16 protein-coding genes are annotated in these 15,315 nt (G+C 49.5%); 15 read left to right on the plus strand and 1 reads right to left on the minus strand.

The genetic code is table 11. From position 1 onward, the window contains the following. Positions 1–10 precede the first annotated feature (10 nt). From ftsZ to AK95_RS27005, 13 genes are all read left to right on the plus strand, one after another. On the plus strand, positions 11–1,141 hold the full coding sequence (gene ftsZ / locus AK95_RS26945) for a cell division protein FtsZ (RefSeq protein WP_071222990.1): 1,131 nt from the start codon (positions 11–13) through the stop codon (positions 1,139–1,141). Positions 1,142–1,529: 388 nt separating this feature from the next. After that, positions 1,530–2,576, plus strand: a complete 1,047-nt coding sequence (spoIIGA, locus tag AK95_RS26950; protein WP_083397741.1) for a sigma-E processing peptidase SpoIIGA — start codon at positions 1,530–1,532, stop codon at positions 2,574–2,576. A gap of 170 nt (positions 2,577–2,746) precedes the next feature. Then, positions 2,747–3,469 carry an RNA polymerase sporulation sigma factor SigE gene (sigE, locus tag AK95_RS26955; RefSeq protein ID WP_071222992.1) on the plus strand — a complete coding sequence of 241 codons (723 nt, stop codon included), beginning with the start codon at positions 2,747–2,749 and terminating at the stop codon, positions 3,467–3,469. 77 nt (positions 3,470–3,546) lie between these two features. Continuing rightward, positions 3,547–4,329 (plus strand): RNA polymerase sporulation sigma factor SigG, encoded by a 783-nt coding sequence (gene sigG / locus AK95_RS26960; protein WP_006209087.1) that lies wholly within the window; start codon positions 3,547–3,549, stop codon positions 4,327–4,329. Between the two features lie 199 nt (positions 4,330–4,528). After that, entirely contained in the window at positions 4,529–4,828 is a 300-nt protein-coding gene (locus tag AK95_RS26965; protein ID WP_233354800.1) for a YlmC/YmxH family sporulation protein, read from the plus strand. Positions 4,829–4,897: 69 nt separating this feature from the next. After that, a complete protein-coding gene (gene pgeF, locus AK95_RS26970; protein ID WP_071222994.1) occupies positions 4,898–5,755 on the plus strand; it encodes a peptidoglycan editing factor PgeF in 858 nt (285 codons plus the stop codon). Between the two features lie 8 nt (positions 5,756–5,763). Then, entirely contained in the window at positions 5,764–6,453 is a 690-nt protein-coding gene (locus AK95_RS26975) for a YggS family pyridoxal phosphate-dependent enzyme (RefSeq protein WP_071222995.1), read from the plus strand. A 2-nt stretch (positions 6,454–6,455) separates the two neighbouring features. Beyond that, positions 6,456–6,902, plus strand: a complete 447-nt coding sequence (locus AK95_RS26980; protein WP_009589651.1) for a cell division protein SepF — start codon at positions 6,456–6,458, stop codon at positions 6,900–6,902. 8 nt (positions 6,903–6,910) lie between these two features. After that, positions 6,911–7,180 (plus strand): YggT family protein, encoded by a 270-nt coding sequence (locus tag AK95_RS26985; RefSeq protein ID WP_071222996.1) that lies wholly within the window; start codon positions 6,911–6,913, stop codon positions 7,178–7,180. A 14-nt stretch (positions 7,181–7,194) separates the two neighbouring features. Continuing rightward, entirely contained in the window at positions 7,195–7,977 is a 783-nt protein-coding gene (locus AK95_RS26990) for a YlmH family RNA-binding protein (RefSeq protein ID WP_071222997.1), read from the plus strand. 172 nt (positions 7,978–8,149) lie between these two features. After that, positions 8,150–8,644, plus strand: coding sequence for a DivIVA domain-containing protein (locus AK95_RS26995; RefSeq protein WP_071222998.1), 495 nt, complete (start codon positions 8,150–8,152; stop codon positions 8,642–8,644). Between the two features lie 401 nt (positions 8,645–9,045). Continuing rightward, positions 9,046–12,138, plus strand: coding sequence for an isoleucine--tRNA ligase (gene ileS, locus AK95_RS27000; protein ID WP_071222999.1), 3,093 nt, complete (start codon positions 9,046–9,048; stop codon positions 12,136–12,138). A gap of 237 nt (positions 12,139–12,375) precedes the next feature. Next, a complete protein-coding gene (locus tag AK95_RS27005) occupies positions 12,376–12,723 on the plus strand; it encodes a DUF5665 domain-containing protein (protein WP_071223000.1) in 348 nt (115 codons plus the stop codon). 73 nt (positions 12,724–12,796) lie between these two features. Here AK95_RS27005 and AK95_RS27010 read toward each other — a convergent pair whose 3' ends face one another. Further along, positions 12,797–13,543: a TraR/DksA C4-type zinc finger protein gene (locus AK95_RS27010; protein ID WP_071223001.1), complete on the minus strand. Its 747-nt coding sequence runs from the start codon at positions 13,541–13,543 to the stop codon at positions 12,797–12,799. 209 nt (positions 13,544–13,752) lie between these two features. Here AK95_RS27010 and lspA point away from each other — a divergent pair, with 209 nt between their 5' ends. Beyond that, a complete protein-coding gene (gene lspA / locus AK95_RS27015; RefSeq protein WP_071223002.1) occupies positions 13,753–14,253 on the plus strand; it encodes a signal peptidase II in 501 nt (166 codons plus the stop codon). Beyond that, the gene (locus AK95_RS27020) at positions 14,253–15,224 is read left to right on the plus strand and encodes an RluA family pseudouridine synthase (protein WP_071223003.1); all 972 of its coding nucleotides are present in this window, start codon (positions 14,253–14,255) and stop codon (positions 15,222–15,224) included. Before lspA ends, AK95_RS27020 begins: the two co-directional genes overlap by 1 nt. The last annotated feature ends 91 nt before the right edge of the window (positions 15,225–15,315 follow it).

Genomic DNA, 15,315 nt, shown 5'->3' on the forward strand with positions numbered 1-15,315 from the left:
GATGGATTAGATGTTGGAATTTGATTTTGAAATGGAGAGCTTAGCTCAAATAAAAGTAATCGGAGTAGGTGGCGGCGGAAGCAACGCTGTTAACCGAATGATTGAGAATGGTGTGCAGGGTGTTGAATTCATTACGGTCAATACGGATGCTCAGGCACTCCACCTTGCCAAATCCGAACATAAACTGCAAATCGGGGACAAGCTCACTCGCGGACTTGGTGCCGGCGCCAATCCTGACGTAGGCAAGAAGGCTGCGGAAGAATCCCGCGATTTGATCATGAACACCCTGAAGGGTGCCGATATGGTATTCGTTACGGCCGGTATGGGTGGCGGAACCGGAACGGGTGCTGCACCTGTCATTGCTGAAATCGCTAAGGAGTGCGGGGCTTTAACGGTTGGAGTTGTCACTCGTCCGTTTACGTTCGAAGGACGCAAGCGTGCTTCCCAAGCGGAGCTTGGCATTGAAGCATTGAAAGAGAAAGTGGACACACTCATCGTCATTCCGAATGATCGCTTGCTGGAGATCGTGGATAAGAAGACACCGATGCTGGAAGCGTTCCGAGAAGCTGATAACGTGTTGCGTCAGGCCGTTCAGGGCATTTCTGATCTGATCCAAGTACCGGGTCTGATCAACCTTGACTTTGCCGACGTGAAAACGATCATGACAGAACGCGGCTCGGCCCTGATGGGTATTGGACTGGCTACGGGTGAGAACCGTGCCTCCGAGGCTGCCCGCAAGGCGATCATGAGCCCGCTGCTTGAAACCTCTATCGAAGGTGCTCGCGGTGTGATCATGAATATTACGGGAGGGACCAATCTTTCCTTGTATGAAGTGAATGAAGCGGCCGAGATTGTAACATCTGCTTCTGATCCGGAAGTGAACATGATCTTCGGTGCGATCATTGAGGAAAGCATGAAGGATGAAATCAAGGTAACGGTTATCGCTACCGGATTTGAGAGCAAGCCTGCTCCAATCCCGCCGGTACGTCGTCCTGGAATGCCGCAAGGGGAACAACAGCAACAACAGCAGCCGGAAACGGACAAGAGTAATGTGAATCTGAAGCCGTTTGGCAATCAGAGCAGCAATGATCAGCTTGATATTCCTACTTTCCTTCGCAATCGTTCCCGCAATAATGATTAATAACGGTAAGCCTGTGCTTCGTCATCATGATGAAGACAGGCTTATTTTTATATCCACGCCTCGTTATCTTCCTTTTATTTCATTTACAAGGCCAACAGCTGAATGCTGTCACACTTTCACGAATGAAAGTCCAATCAGCAATTACTGTGGAAATTAAGGATATTCCCCGAGCTTTCCTGCCAAGATAGAGATCGCCGATAACGCTAAGAGGCTGCTCCTGGTACAGGTCTCTAAAAACTGCCCTTCATCGACAAAAAAAGTCTGTAATCCGCCCACAGGTTTAGACAGACTTTGAATTCTATTCTTCTTATACTAGTAACATCTCCCGTTGCCCAGAAAACAACAGAAGGATAACCGAAGTGATTCTTCGACTAGGCAGGTGAACAACCTGGTTGTTTATATTGATCTCATATTTTTGGCAAACCTCGTCATTGACGGCATGTTGCTGGCTTTGACCGCCTGGATGCGCAGGGTCAAGCCAAGGTGGTGGAGACTCGTATTATCCTCTGTGGTAGGCGCACTGTATGTCGTCATGATGTTTGTCCCGCAACTCTCATTTTTGTTTACTTTTCTCATCAAATTTGGACTTTCGTTGATCATGTTATGGATTGCTTTCGGCTTTGCAAGCTTACAGAGTTATCTGCGAAATTTGGGAGCATTTTATATGGTGAATTTTGCGGCGGCCGGAGGCATTATCGGTGTTCATTACCTGGTCCAAAATTCGGGAGAACTGTTTAGCGGGATATGGTATACGACATCGGGAGGACTATCGTTTGAATTGAAGGTGGGATTCTGGTTTGCGTGCATTACCTTTTTTGTAGTTGTATTCGGATTTAAAGCCGTTCAGACCACGAAACGTAAAACCGAGAACCGGGAGGCCTTATTGGGAGAGGTGTCGGTATGGATCGGCAGCGCCAAAATATCCTGTGTGGGGCTGCTCGATACAGGTAACCAATTGAGTGATCCCTTAACCCGCACGCCGGTTATGGTGATGGAAGCAGCACTGTGGGAAGCCCACCTGCCTCAGGGATGGAGCAAACAGTTGATGGAGGGGGAACCGGACAAATTAATCATGGGGCTCGCGGCAGAGGAATTTGAATGGCAAGACCGCCTGCGGCTTGTTCCCTATCGCGGTGTCAACCGGGGGGCTGCTTTCATGCTTGCGTTAAAGCCCGACATGGTACGGATCGAACTGGGAGGATTTGAATATTCGGCATCCAAGGTGTTGATTGGTCTTGATGGCGGGACGCTCTCGGGTGACAGGGCATACAGGGCCATTATCCATCCGGCATTAACGGAAGGAGAAGGTACGACGAAGATGGATGCCAATTCAAACAAGCCGGTGTCCGATGGAAGCTGCAAATCCGAGGTGGACGCTTCATCGCTCAATGGGGGGACCGGTCCGGAATCAGGTGCAGCCAAGAACGCAGGATGATAACCATGAAGCCATTTTCATAGTGTTCTAGTTTGCCATCAATACGGCGGACTCATGAATAAGTCTTTGAAAACCTTTATGACATTTCCAGAGCATGCCGGACTAGAAGAATTGAAATTACGTTTATGAAGCCAGTTATCCCTACGGGAAAACGTTTAGGAGGATAAGAGATGCCCGTTAAATGGAGATTAGCATTGCAGCTGCAGTATTATCGCGTACTTTTTTTGCTAGGCCTGAAGAGTCAGGAAATCTACTATATCGGAGGAAGCGAGGCGCTCCCGCCGCCGCTTACGAAAGAGGAAGAGGAGTTCTTGCTCAAGAAGCTGCCTACCGGGGATGCAGCCACCCGTGCCATGCTTATCGAACGTAACCTGCGTCTGGTCGTTTACATTGCCCGCAAATTCGAGAACACCGGCATTAACATCGAGGATTTGGTATCGATTGGTGCCATCGGTTTGATTAAGGCGGTGAATACGTTTGACCCGGAGAAAAAAATCAAGCTGGCTACATACGCCTCGCGCTGTATTGAGAACGAAATTTTGATGTATTTGCGCCGAAATAACAAAACCCGCAGCGAGGTTTCTTTTGACGAACCGCTGAATATCGATTGGGACGGCAATGAATTGCTCCTATCCGACGTACTAGGTACTGAGAATGACACCATTTACCGTAATATCGAGGAGCAGGTCGACCGGAAGCTGCTGCAAAAAGCGCTCGATAAATTAAGCGACCGGGAACGCATGATTATGGAGCTTCGTTTTGGTCTTCAGGATGGTGAGGAAAAGACGCAAAAAGACGTGGCAGATCTGCTTGGAATCTCACAATCCTACATTTCCCGATTGGAGAAGAGAATTATAAAGAGGCTCCGCAAAGAATTCAACAAGATGGTGTAACTGGAAATCGTAAGGAATAAAATAGCCCCCCTCGGAGATAATGTACAGTAATGTTTCTCCTTGGGAGGTTAGTCATCATGACGCGAAACAAAGTTGAAATTTGTGGTGTGGATACGTCAAAACTGCCTGTTCTGACGAATGTGGAAATGAGGGAACTGTTTCATAATCTGCAGCAGAACAATGAACGATCGGCTCGAGAAAAACTGGTGAACGGCAACCTGAGACTGGTGCTCAGCGTCATCCAAAGGTTTAACAATCGGGGAGAGTTTGTTGATGATCTGTTTCAGGTGGGCTGCATCGGATTGATGAAAGCCATCGACAATTTTGATTTATCGCAAAATGTTAAATTTTCCACTTATGCCGTACCGATGATTATCGGAGAAATACGTCGATACTTAAGGGACAATAACCCGATTCGCGTCTCCCGATCACTGCGTGATATTGCTTACAAAGCACTTCAGGTCAGGGATCAGCTGACAAATGCGAACTCGCGTGAACCGACGATTTTTGAAATTTCCGAAGCGCTGAACGTGCCCAAGGAAGACGTTGTTTTTGCACTAGATGCTATTCAAGATCCCGTTTCGCTGTTTGAGCCGATTTATCATGACGGTGGCGATCCGATTTATGTGATGGATCAAATCAGTGATGATAAGAACAAAGATGTGTCCTGGATTGAGGAAATTGCGCTCCGGGAAGCGATGCACAAGCTCGGACAACGCGAGAAAATGATTTTATCCATGCGGTTTTATGAAGGCAAGACCCAGATGGAAGTTGCGGATGAAATCGGCATCTCCCAAGCTCAAGTGTCCCGCCTGGAGAAGTCAGCGATCAAGCAGATGCAGAAGCACGTCAAAACGTAAGAAGACCAGCAATCAAACGAACAGATAACGATCCCGTTTATGGGATCGTTTTTTTAATTTAGATAAGCTATTTTATCTAAGCGGCTCATATATTGAACAGAGGGATATGGATTGAAGATGGATGGACGGACGGCTAACCTTCAAATACATCTAAGGTGTGATGCTCATGATACCTGATAATCAAATGGTGGGGAAAAAGATGAAAATTTCCGATTTTCAAACGAAGGATGTTATTAATATCATTGATGGCAAACGGCTCGGACAGATCAGCGATCTGGAGCTGGACTTGCGGCAGGGCCGGATCGAAGCGATTGTGGTGCCAAGTTACGGTAAATTTATGGGGCTGTTCGGCGGCGGGAGCGACCTGATCATTCCGTGGCGGAATATCGTCAAGATTGGTTCGGATGTCGTCCTTGTCAAAATGGAGGAATTGCGAAGAACGCCCGATGATCAGGAATCGGTGGAATACCTGGACCGGCCGGACCGGCGATCCTTCTAAACAGAGGATCCGGTTAATGTGTCTCCGGCGTGGGTTTTCTGTTACACTGGTCATAGAGGTGGGATGCGCATGGAACCGTTTGTTAGACAAGATCAGCAGACACCGAGTCTGTTTGTGCTTGAAAAATGGAGTGGGGGATCAGGAAGCGCCGCACTCACGGCCGGCTTCACAGGCCGGCATGGCGGCGTAAGCCGAGCCCCCTATGATAGTTTGAATTTGGCCTTTCATGTCGGAGATGAGCCGGGTGACATCGTAGATAACCGGAAACGAACCGCTGCAGCATTGGGTTTTTCTCTGGAAGATTGGACTTGCGGTGAACAGGTCCATGATGTTCAGATTGGCGTGGTTCATGATAAGGACAGGGGCAGAGGAAGTTTGGACCGAGCCTCGGCTTTTCAAAATACGGATGGACTAGTAACCGATGTTCCCGGCGTTTTATTGACGTCCTTCTACGCGGACTGCGTTCCGCTTTATTTTTGGGATCCGGTTACGGGTGCTGTCGGTTTGGCACACGCTGGCTGGAAGGGGACCGTGGGAAGCATCGCTGAGAAAATGGTCGACAGGATGGTTGTGGAATACGGAAGCTTGCCTCAGCACATTCACGCTGCGATTGGTCCATCCATAAGCGAGTGCTGCTACGAGGTGGATGATCGGGTCATGGATCGTGTCCGCGATATCGGAATCGAGGGAAACACATCCGAGAAAGTTACAAATTCAGCTTTTTATATCGACAAGGGACACGGGAAATACATGCTGAACTTGAAAGAAATAAACAGACACATTATGATTAAAGCAGGAATAATGGCGGAACATATCGAATGTACATCATGGTGTACAAGCTGCAATCATGATCTGTTCTTCTCTTATCGTAAAGATGGAGGAACAACGGGTCGTATGGCAAGCTGGATCGGGATGAGAAAGAGGTGAGTCGTCCCTTGAGTTTGAAGGAACGTATCGATCAAGTGGAACAGCGAATCACGGAGGCTTGCGCAAGAAGCGGCAGGAACCGGACGGATGTAAATATCATTGCGGTTACTAAATATGTCTCCTTGGATATGACAGCTTCGGTACTGGACCAGGGACTGCAGCATATCGGCGAGAACCGCTGGCAGGATGCCCAGACGAAATGGAACGCTCTTGGAAACCGCGGCACATGGCATTTCATCGGTCATCTTCAGACCAATAAGGTTCGGGATGTCATTGATAAATTTCAATATATTCATTCGCTCGACCGCTTATCTCTGGCCCATGAGCTGGAGAAGAGGGCTGCTGCGCTGAATCTGCAGGTATCCGCCTTTATGCAGGTCAATATCTCGGGCGAGGAATCCAAATATGGTTTGCCTCCTGAGAAAGCAGCCGAGTTTTTGAAGGAAATCAACAGTCTTTCACACGTAAAGGTGACCGGACTCATGACCATGGCTCCATACGAATCGTCGGCGGAGCAAACGCGTCCTGTATTTCGTGGTTTAAGACAACTAAGAGATGAGCTGAACAAGCAGGCGCTTACGGCGGAGCCATTGACCGAATTGTCCATGGGCATGTCCAATGACTTTGAAGTAGCCATAGAGGAAGGGGCGACCTGGGTGCGTCTCGGCTCGATTTTAGTAGGGAAAGAGGAGGATTGACGATGGGCGTGATGAACCGGTTTATGAATTTCTTGGGACTGCAAGAGGAAGAAGAAGTTGTGGAACGCGAGGTTCTGGCCTCGCAGGAAGAGCCGGTGGAGGCAACGCCGTTTGATCATCGGAAGAACCAAAAAAGCGGCAATATCGTAAGCATTCATTCACAGAAGAACGTTAAGGTTGTATTAGTGGAGCCTCGTTCATATGATGAAGCACAGGAGATTGCAGATCATCTGCGGTCATTCCGAACGGTTGTGGTCAACCTGCAGCGTGTGAGGAATGATCAGGCGCTGCGCATTATCGATTTTCTCAGCGGAACCGTGTATGCGCTTAGCGGCGGAATCTCGAAGGTGGGCGGGAACATCTTTCTATGCACGCCGGATACCGTGGAGATCCAAGGTTCGATCTCGGAGATTCTAGCAGACGAGCATGAATATAACAGAATGAGGTGATTTAGGCTTTGACCTACGAAATTTACAGTATCGTTGGAACGCTGTTCCAAATTTATTTTTACATGATTTTGGTCTACGTCTTAATGTCATGGCTTCCGAATGTACGAGAAAGCTTTGTCGGCGAACTGCTTGGCAAGCTGGTAGAGCCCTATCTTGCGCCTTTTCGCCGGTTTATTCCGCCGATCATGGGCATGATCGATATTTCCCCCATTGTCGCATTGTTCGTGCTGCAACTGGCACAGCGTGGCGTGTACGCAATTCTCGGATATTTCCTATAGCAGGTGAATGAGCGATGAAACTGGACATCTACGATCATTTTCACAAGGATGAACGGGAGTTTGTGGACCGGGCTTGGGAGTGGGTTGTCAATGCCGGACAATATCATGAAGCGAAACTGACGGATTTTCTGGATCCTCGCCAGCGATTCATTCTGGAATCGCTCGTGAATCGTCATCCGGATGTGCATGCCATGTTTGATGGTGGACATGCTGATGCAGAACGCGCCCGGGCGTGGATCGCTCCGGATTACCGAGCGCTTGAAGGCGAGGATTTCAAGATGAAGGTGCTCAGTATTTCTTCCGGAGATCAGAAGTTTCTGGAGCTGGAGCATGGCGACTATATGGGTTCGATTTTGGGTCTTGGCATTAAGAGATCGAAGATTGGTGACATCCATGTGCTCGCGGATCGCTGCCATGCGGTCGTTGCCGACGATATCAGCGCGTTTCTCCATCTGAATCTGAGCCAGGTCCACCGGGTGCATGTGATGACGGAACTGCTGCCGCTGGACAAGCTTGAGGTTGCCCGCACGAATTTCGAAGCGATGGATATTACGGTATCTTCCATGAGACTGGACGGAATCGCCAGTGATGCATATCGAATCAGCCGGACGAAAATCGTGGTGCCGATCAAGGCTGGCCGATGCCGCGTGAACTGGAAAGTGGAAGAGGACCCCTCAACGAATTTAAAAGAAGGCGATGTCGTTTCCATCCAAGGCTTTGGACGGTTTAAAGTTTTGGAGACAGGAAGCCTGACGAAAAAAGGGCGGTACCGTATCAAGGTTGGGAAATATGCCTGACCTTTGAAGGAATTGCCGTTTTTTTGTCGAATGAGTACAAAGTGTCATTCAAAATAACAATGGATTTACCGATAAATCGTAAATGACCGCTATTGTCTTCACGGACGGGTGGTTTGGCTAACACAGCGGATGAACCGTCCTGTAAGGCCCATATATTTAGGAGGTGCACACCATGCCATTGACGCCGCTTGATATACATAACAAGGAATTTGCTCGTCGAATTCGGGGTTATGATGAGGACGAGGTCAACGAGTTTTTGGATCAGATTATTAAGGATTATGAAAGTGTGATCCGGGAGAACAAAGAGTTGGGCAACCAGCTTATTGCGATGCAAGAAAGACTGGATCATTTTTCGAATATTGAGGAAACCTTGTCTAAGACCATCATTGTCGCTCAGGAGGCGGCGGATGAGCTGAAGAACAACGCGAAGAAGGAAGCCCAGCTGATCATTAAGGAATCCGAGAAGAATGCGGACCGGATCATTAATGATGCGCTCGGTAAATCCCGCAAAATCGCGCTTGAGGTTGAAGAACTGAAGAAGCAGGCTTCCATCTACCGCACCCGCTTCCGTTCCCTGGTTGAGGCGCAGCTGGAGCTGTTGAAACAAGAAGGCTGGGAGACGCTCGAGAACCGGGAACCGAGTCTTGAACCAAAAGAAGTATACTAGGCGGGTATCCGGTTGACTTTTTCCGTGAAAAAGTCTATAACTAATAACATATTGTTGATTCATACAACCATTCGTTGATGGGAATAGTACGCGAAGGATCTGTTCCTCAGAGAGCCGGCAGTTGCTGAAAGCCCGGCGTTCAGACCAAGCAGAAGATCATCCCGGAGAAGTGAAGCTGAAGCGTTTAACCGCGTGCGTAAGCTGAACCGTCAGCCGAACGTTATATCGGACCTTGCCTATTACGAACAGGCATGGACATTGAGGTGTCGCTTGGGCAGACTTCCATTTGAAGTCGACCGTGCGAAATTAGGGTGGTATCGCGAGAACAGGTTCTCGTCCCTTGGGGGATGAGGCCTTTTTTTATTTTCACAGAACATTTACGAAATGAAAGGAAGATCTGTATGAACAGAGTAGACGTCAAGGAGAAGGCGCGGGCAAGAGAGCTGCGCATCTTGAACAAATGGAACGAGGAGAACACGTTTAAGAAATCAATCGAGCTGCGGGCCGGCAAGCCGAATTATGTATTCTACGAAGGTCCGCCGACCGCTAACGGTGCGCCGCACATCGGTCACGTCCTTGGCCGCGTCATCAAGGATTTTGTGGGCCGTTATCAGACGATGAAGGGCTACCATGTCGTTCGGAAAGCGGGCTGGGATACGCACGGGCTTCCGGTTGAGCTTGGCGTAGAGAAGCAGCTTGGCATCTCCGGCAAGCAGGAGATCGAGAATTATGGCGTTGAAGCTTTTATCAAAAAATGCAAAGCCAGCGTATTTGAATATGAGCACAAGTGGCGCGAGCTGACCGAGGCAATTGCTTATTGGACCGATCTGGATCATCCCTACATCACGCTTGAGAACAACTATATCGAGAGTGTATGGAACATTCTGGCGACGATTCATGATAAAGGCCTTCTGTACCGCGGTCATCGCGTGAGCCCATACTGTCCTTGCTGTCAGACTACACTCAGCTCCCACGAGGTGGCGCAAGGTTATGAGGATGTTAAAGACCTTAGCGCAACAGCGAAGTTTAAGCTGCATGACGGCGGAGAGTATGTACTGGCATGGACAACGACGCCTTGGACGCTTCCATCCCACGTGGCACTGGCTGTGAATCCCGATATGGATTACGCCCGCGTCGAGCAGGAGGACGGCATCTATATCGTGGCGAAGAATCTGGTAGAGGATGTCATGAAGGGCGACTTTACCGTTCTGTCCACACTCAAAGGTTCCGAGCTGGTCGGCAAGACTTACGATCCTCCGTTCCCGTTTGTAAAAGCGGAAAAAGCGAATCTCATCGTCGGCGCATCCTTTGTTACCGATGCAAGCGGTACGGGGATTGTGCATATGGCTCCTGCGCACGGTGAAGATGACTATCGCGTATGCCGCGAGAATGGCATCAGCTTCGTGAGTGTGGTGAACGGCCAAGGCCGTTATACCGACGAAGTGACGGATTTTGCCGGACGCTTCGTGAAGGATTGCGATCTGGACATCGTGAAGGCATTGTCTGAAAAAGGACTTCTGTACAGCAAGGAGAAATACGAGCACAGCTATCCATTCTGCTGGCGCTGTAAATCCCCGCTGCTCTATTATGCGATGGAGAGCTGGTTTATCGAAACGACAGCGGTTAAGGATCAGTTGATCGCGAACAACAATGAGGTCACCTGGTATCCGGGCCATGTGCGCGAAGGCCGCTTCGGCAAGTTCCTTGAAGATCTGGTAGATTGGAATATTAGCCGGAACCGTTATTGGGGAACACCGCTTAACGTATGGGTCTGCGATTCTTGTGAAGGGCAATTCTCGCCGCACAGCATTGCGGAGCTTCGGGCTAACGCCGTAGGCGAGGTAGCGGAGGATCTGGAGCTGCATAAGCCGTATGTGGATGAAGTGAAAGTGAAATGCCCTCACTGTGAAGGCGGCGTCATGGAACGGACCTCGGAAGTCATCGACGTATGGTTTGACAGCGGATCGATGCCGTATGCGCAATACCATTATCCATTCGAAGACAAGGAGAAATTCGAACAGCAGTATCCTGCTGATATGATCTGCGAAGGGATCGACCAGACGCGCGGATGGTTCTACAGCTTGCTTGCCGTATCGACTCTCTTTACGGGTAAAGCGCCTTATAAAGCGGTTATGGCCACAGGACATATTCTTGATGAAAACGGACAGAAGATGTCCAAATCCAAGGGCAACGTCATCGATCCTTGGGAAATCATCGAAGAGTACGGCACAGATGCGTTCCGTTGGGCGCTGCTCGCTGACAGTGCACCATGGAACAGCAAACGCTTTTCGAAAGGAATCGTCGGCGAAGCCAAATCCAAGGTTGTCGATACGCTGGTGAACACCCATGCGTTCCTGACATTGTATGCCGGCATCGATGGCTATGATCCGAAGGAGCATGACTTCAAGGGATCGAACCACAAGCTGGACCGCTGGATTCTGTCCCGACTGAACAGTTTGATTCAAGTGGTTGACAAGGGACTGGCCGTGAATGATTTCCTGAACGCGGCCAAAGCAATCGAAGCTTACGTGGATGAGCTGAGCAACTGGTATATCCGCCGTTCGCGCGACCGTTTCTGGGGCAGCGGACTCGGGGAGGATAAGCTGGCCGCATACGGGACGCTTACGCACGTGCTGTTGACCCTCTCCAAGCTGATGGCACCATTCACGCCGATGCTGTCCGAAGATATCTTCGTCAACTTGGGCGGCGGCGGTGAGAGCGTGCATCTGGCCGACTTCCCGCAAACAGACGAAGCGTTGATCGACAAGGCGCTCGAGCAGGACATGGAGACGGCTAGACAGATCGTAGAGCTTGCGCGCAACGTCCGCAACGAGACCGGGATCAAAACGCGCCAGCCGCTGTCCGAGCTCATCGTATCCATGGATCGCGAGTTTGATCTCGCGGGATATGAAGACATCATCAGGGATGAGATCAACGTCAAAGCGATTGAGGTGGAGACCAGCGACAGTGGTTTCGTTGATTTCACGCTGAAAATGAACTTAAAAGTTGCAGGCAAGAAATACGGCAAAAATATCGGTTTCCTGCAAGGGTTCCTGAAAGGCATGAGCAGTGACGAGACCCGCAAGGTGGTCCAAACGGGCGGCGTGAACGTGACATCGCCGGAAGGTGAAGAATTACAGATCACGTCCGAAGAGCTGCTGGTGGAGAAGAAGGCGAAGGAAGGCTTTGCATCCGCTTCAGGTTATGGCTTAACCGTGGCGCTTAATACGGATATCACGCCGGAGCTCGAGCAGGAAGGCTGGGTTCGCGAAGTGGTGCGTGCCGTACAGGATACGCGCAAGAAGCTGGACCTGCCGATCGAGAAGCGGGTGAACTTGACCCTCGATACCGATGAAGAGCTTAAAGTTGCGATCACCGCATTTGAAGATGTGCTGCGCGAGAATGTCCTTGTGAACGATTTGCAATTTGCACAAAGCGAAGGCATGGAGCGGGTTGAGCTTGGCGGCAAAACCATCGGCATCCACATCGCCTAAGTTATAAATTGGTTAAAAAATACTGCCCTTATCTACAGGGGCAGTGTTTTTTTGTATTTTATAAAAAATATCGAATACTTAAGGGTATTTTCACAAACGAATGAGATGCTTCCAATAGATGCATAATAATCAGCGAATTGATATGTAATGGTAAGCAGATTCCGAGCATACAAGGTAATGTAGCTGCTCTGGGTCTATAATTTGAAGTCGATTAGTATAGGCAAAGGGGCGGAAGAAATGGCGGAGAAACCGGATGCCGGGGTGCCAACTGAACAAAAAAAATCACTCGAGGAAGAGCGGGACCAATTGAGCGCCATACACCGCATGACCACGGACATAGCACAGCAGCTGGAGAAGGCTCGGATCGCGGAGTATACCCAGCTGCTGAACCGCCCATGGAAGTTGATTTGGACCAATTTGCTGGCCGGGTCGGCCCGCGGTGTGGGAATCGCGATTGGCTTTACCTTTTTTGCGGCGACCATTATCTATGTTCTTCAGGCACTTGGTGCATTGAATTTGCCTATTATCGGCGACTACATTGCAGATATTGTCCGGATCGTTCAGCGTCAGCTTGAGCTGACGTGAGTGATCTATATGAATATGTAATGCCCGGCAGCCGCTGAGATTTCATAATATGCTGCCGGTCGTAAACGCTTATTTAGCTGAAGGATTCATTATCATCATCAGGATCGCCATGGGGATCAAGCAGATAGCTTCCTTCGCCCCGGTTTAGGTAATCGACATATTGCGGGCTTCGTACGATAAACACTTCGGAGCCATCGATATTGGTTGCAACGAAATTTTCATACACTTCAACAAATCCGCCTTGATCATCGCCATTCTCGATATCCATCTCGTTATAGCTGTCAATTTCGTTGCCTTCCGCCAGCGCAGGGGAGTTGGAGTTCCCCCAGCTTTCAACGATCTGCCAAGCATCCTCGCCGTCAAATGCAGCATATTCATGCTCATCCATACTCGATTTTCCAAAAGCGGGAGCAAGGACTTCCTCCTCAACCGGACGATCGCGGGAGACTCGTTCACGAGGCGTGTCCTTTACACAATATTGTGTGTCCGGGAGAACCTCCAACCGTTCGTATGGAATCGGCTGGCCGCAGGTAAGACACACGCCGTAACGGCCGTGATGAATCGCTTCAAGCGAAAAAATAACTCGCTGCAGCTCCTGATCCACCCTATCCTGAAGGGCAAGATCTTTTTCTCGTTCAAACATCTCACTTGCCAAGTCCCCGGGATGGTTATCAATATGGGACAGCTCGCCGGTCATATCTCGCTCTGATTCCCCCAGCCCATGCTGGTCGTTATATACCATGCGCCGTTCAAGCTCAACCTTTCGATCCATCAGCTTTTGTTGTAAATTATTGAGTTGCTCCTGAGTTAGATGCGACATGTCAGGCTCCTTTCATGGTCCGAAGTTGACCTTCTGGTTCATGTGTATAGAGTGCACCCATTGAGATGGTTTTACTGACGGAAAATGTTCTCGCCAATGGACAGGAATGGACGATTTCTGAGCCGCTGTGCTACAATAAGACGAGTTACGGACCAATCAGCGAGGTGATCGCCTGATTGGAGAAGACAAGAACGGAGTGACATAAACAAGTGGTGTATTATTTGATTGCATTTGTTTTATTTCTTATCGATCAGGGAACCAAGTACTTGATTGCTTCGAACCTTGAGATGTATGAACAGATCCCTGTGATTGGAGACTTCTTCCTCATTACGTCCAGCCGAAACCGTGGAGCCGCGTTTGGCATACTGCAGGATCAATTATGGTTCTTCATTATTGTGACGCTAATCGTTGTGGGCGGAATTGTCTGGTACCTGCGGAAGGTATCGAAGGAAGGACGGAAGCTGCTGCCTACCGCTCTTGCGCTTGTGCTTGGCGGGGCACTCGGAAACTTCATCGATCGCCTGTTGATGGGGGAGGTTGTCGATTTCCTGCAATTTAATTTTGGCAGCTACACATTCCCGATTTTTAATATTGCCGATTCTTGTATCGTCATCGGTGTGGGATTGATCATATTGGACACGCTTCTGGAAGGAAGACGCGAGAAGATAAAGACAACAAGTGAAGTTTCTGGCACAGAAGGGAATGAATAATGTTGCAAGACGGTATGGATACAGGTCCGGAATGGACAGGTGAAACGGGGCACGAAGCGGAAGTTTTCGAATGGACGGTGGATGCCGAATCTGCCAAAACCCGTATAGATAAATACATAACGGAGAACTTCGGTGAGGATGTCTCGCGCTCCCAGGTGCAGTTATGGATTACGGATGGACATGTTTTCGTGAATGAAGTTCCGGTTAAGTCCAATTACAAGGTGAGTCAGGGTGACCGCATCCTGCTGAAAATTCCTGAGCCATCGGCAGTAGAGATTATTCCGGAGGACATCCCGCTTGAGATCGCGTATGAAGATGCGGATGTCATAGTTGTGAATAAACCTCGAGGGATGGTGGTCCATCCGGCTCCGGGACATTCGTCAGGGACGCTTGTGAATGCGTTGATGTTTCACTGCAAAGACTTATCGGGCATTAATGGGGAGCTTCGCCCCGGCATCGTCCATCGGATTGACAAGGATACAACCGGTCTGATCATGGCAGCGAAGAATGATAAAGCTCATGCTTCTCTTGCCGCCCAGCTGAAGGATCACAGCGTGAACCGCCGTTACTTGGCCTTGGTGCACGGCAACATCAGTCATGATCAAGGCACTATTGACGCTCCTATCGGCCGCGACGCGCAGGATCGTAAACTGTATACTGTCACGGACCGGAACAGCAAACATGCGGTGACTCATTTTACCGTAGTGGAACGGTTCGGGGATTACAGTCTTCTCGAGCTGAAGCTGGAGACGGGACGTACGCATCAAATCCGCGTGCATATGAAGTATATCGGCCATCCTCTCGTAGGTGATCCTGTATACGGCAAGAGCAAGGGGATTAAATTAAACGGTCAGGCGCTTCACGCCGCCATTTTGGGTTTTATCCATCCCTCTACGGGGGAGTACATGGAGTTTTCGGCACCGATGCCGGATGATATGGAAGAACTGTTGACGATTTTAAGGGGCCGCTAGCGGTCCCTTTTTGCATTTATAGGTTTTGGGGTCCCCGCAAAGCATTTGGAATAAGCATCGAAGCATAGGCTCCACTTTGTGGGGCTATTTC

The sequence above is a fragment of the Paenibacillus sp. LC231 genome (assembly GCF_001860525.1).
Taxonomy (GTDB): domain Bacteria; phylum Bacillota; class Bacilli; order Paenibacillales; family Paenibacillaceae; genus Paenibacillus_AQ.

Coding starts and splice junctions, on each gene's coding strand:
- AK95_RS27020 (WP_071223003.1), top strand. CDS start 14,253: ATGTTGCAAGACGGTATGGATACAGGTCCGGAATGGACAGGTGAAACG.
- AK95_RS26980 (WP_009589651.1), top strand. CDS start 6,456: ATGGGCGTGATGAACCGGTTTATGAATTTCTTGGGACTGCAAGAGGAA.
- ileS (WP_071222999.1), top strand. CDS start 9,046: ATGAACAGAGTAGACGTCAAGGAGAAGGCGCGGGCAAGAGAGCTGCGC.
- AK95_RS26990 (WP_071222997.1), top strand. CDS start 7,195: ATGAAACTGGACATCTACGATCATTTTCACAAGGATGAACGGGAGTTT.
- sigE (WP_071222992.1), top strand. CDS start 2,747: ATGCCCGTTAAATGGAGATTAGCATTGCAGCTGCAGTATTATCGCGTA.
- pgeF (WP_071222994.1), top strand. CDS start 4,898: ATGGAACCGTTTGTTAGACAAGATCAGCAGACACCGAGTCTGTTTGTG.
- AK95_RS26965 (WP_233354800.1), top strand. CDS start 4,529: ATGAAAATTTCCGATTTTCAAACGAAGGATGTTATTAATATCATTGAT.
- AK95_RS26995 (WP_071222998.1), top strand. CDS start 8,150: ATGCCATTGACGCCGCTTGATATACATAACAAGGAATTTGCTCGTCGA.
- sigG (WP_006209087.1), top strand. CDS start 3,547: ATGACGCGAAACAAAGTTGAAATTTGTGGTGTGGATACGTCAAAACTG.
- AK95_RS27010 (WP_071223001.1), bottom strand. CDS start 13,543: ATGTCGCATCTAACTCAGGAGCAACTCAATAATTTACAACAAAAGCTG.
- AK95_RS27005 (WP_071223000.1), top strand. CDS start 12,376: ATGGCGGAGAAACCGGATGCCGGGGTGCCAACTGAACAAAAAAAATCA.
- ftsZ (WP_071222990.1), top strand. CDS start 11: ATGTTGGAATTTGATTTTGAAATGGAGAGCTTAGCTCAAATAAAAGTA.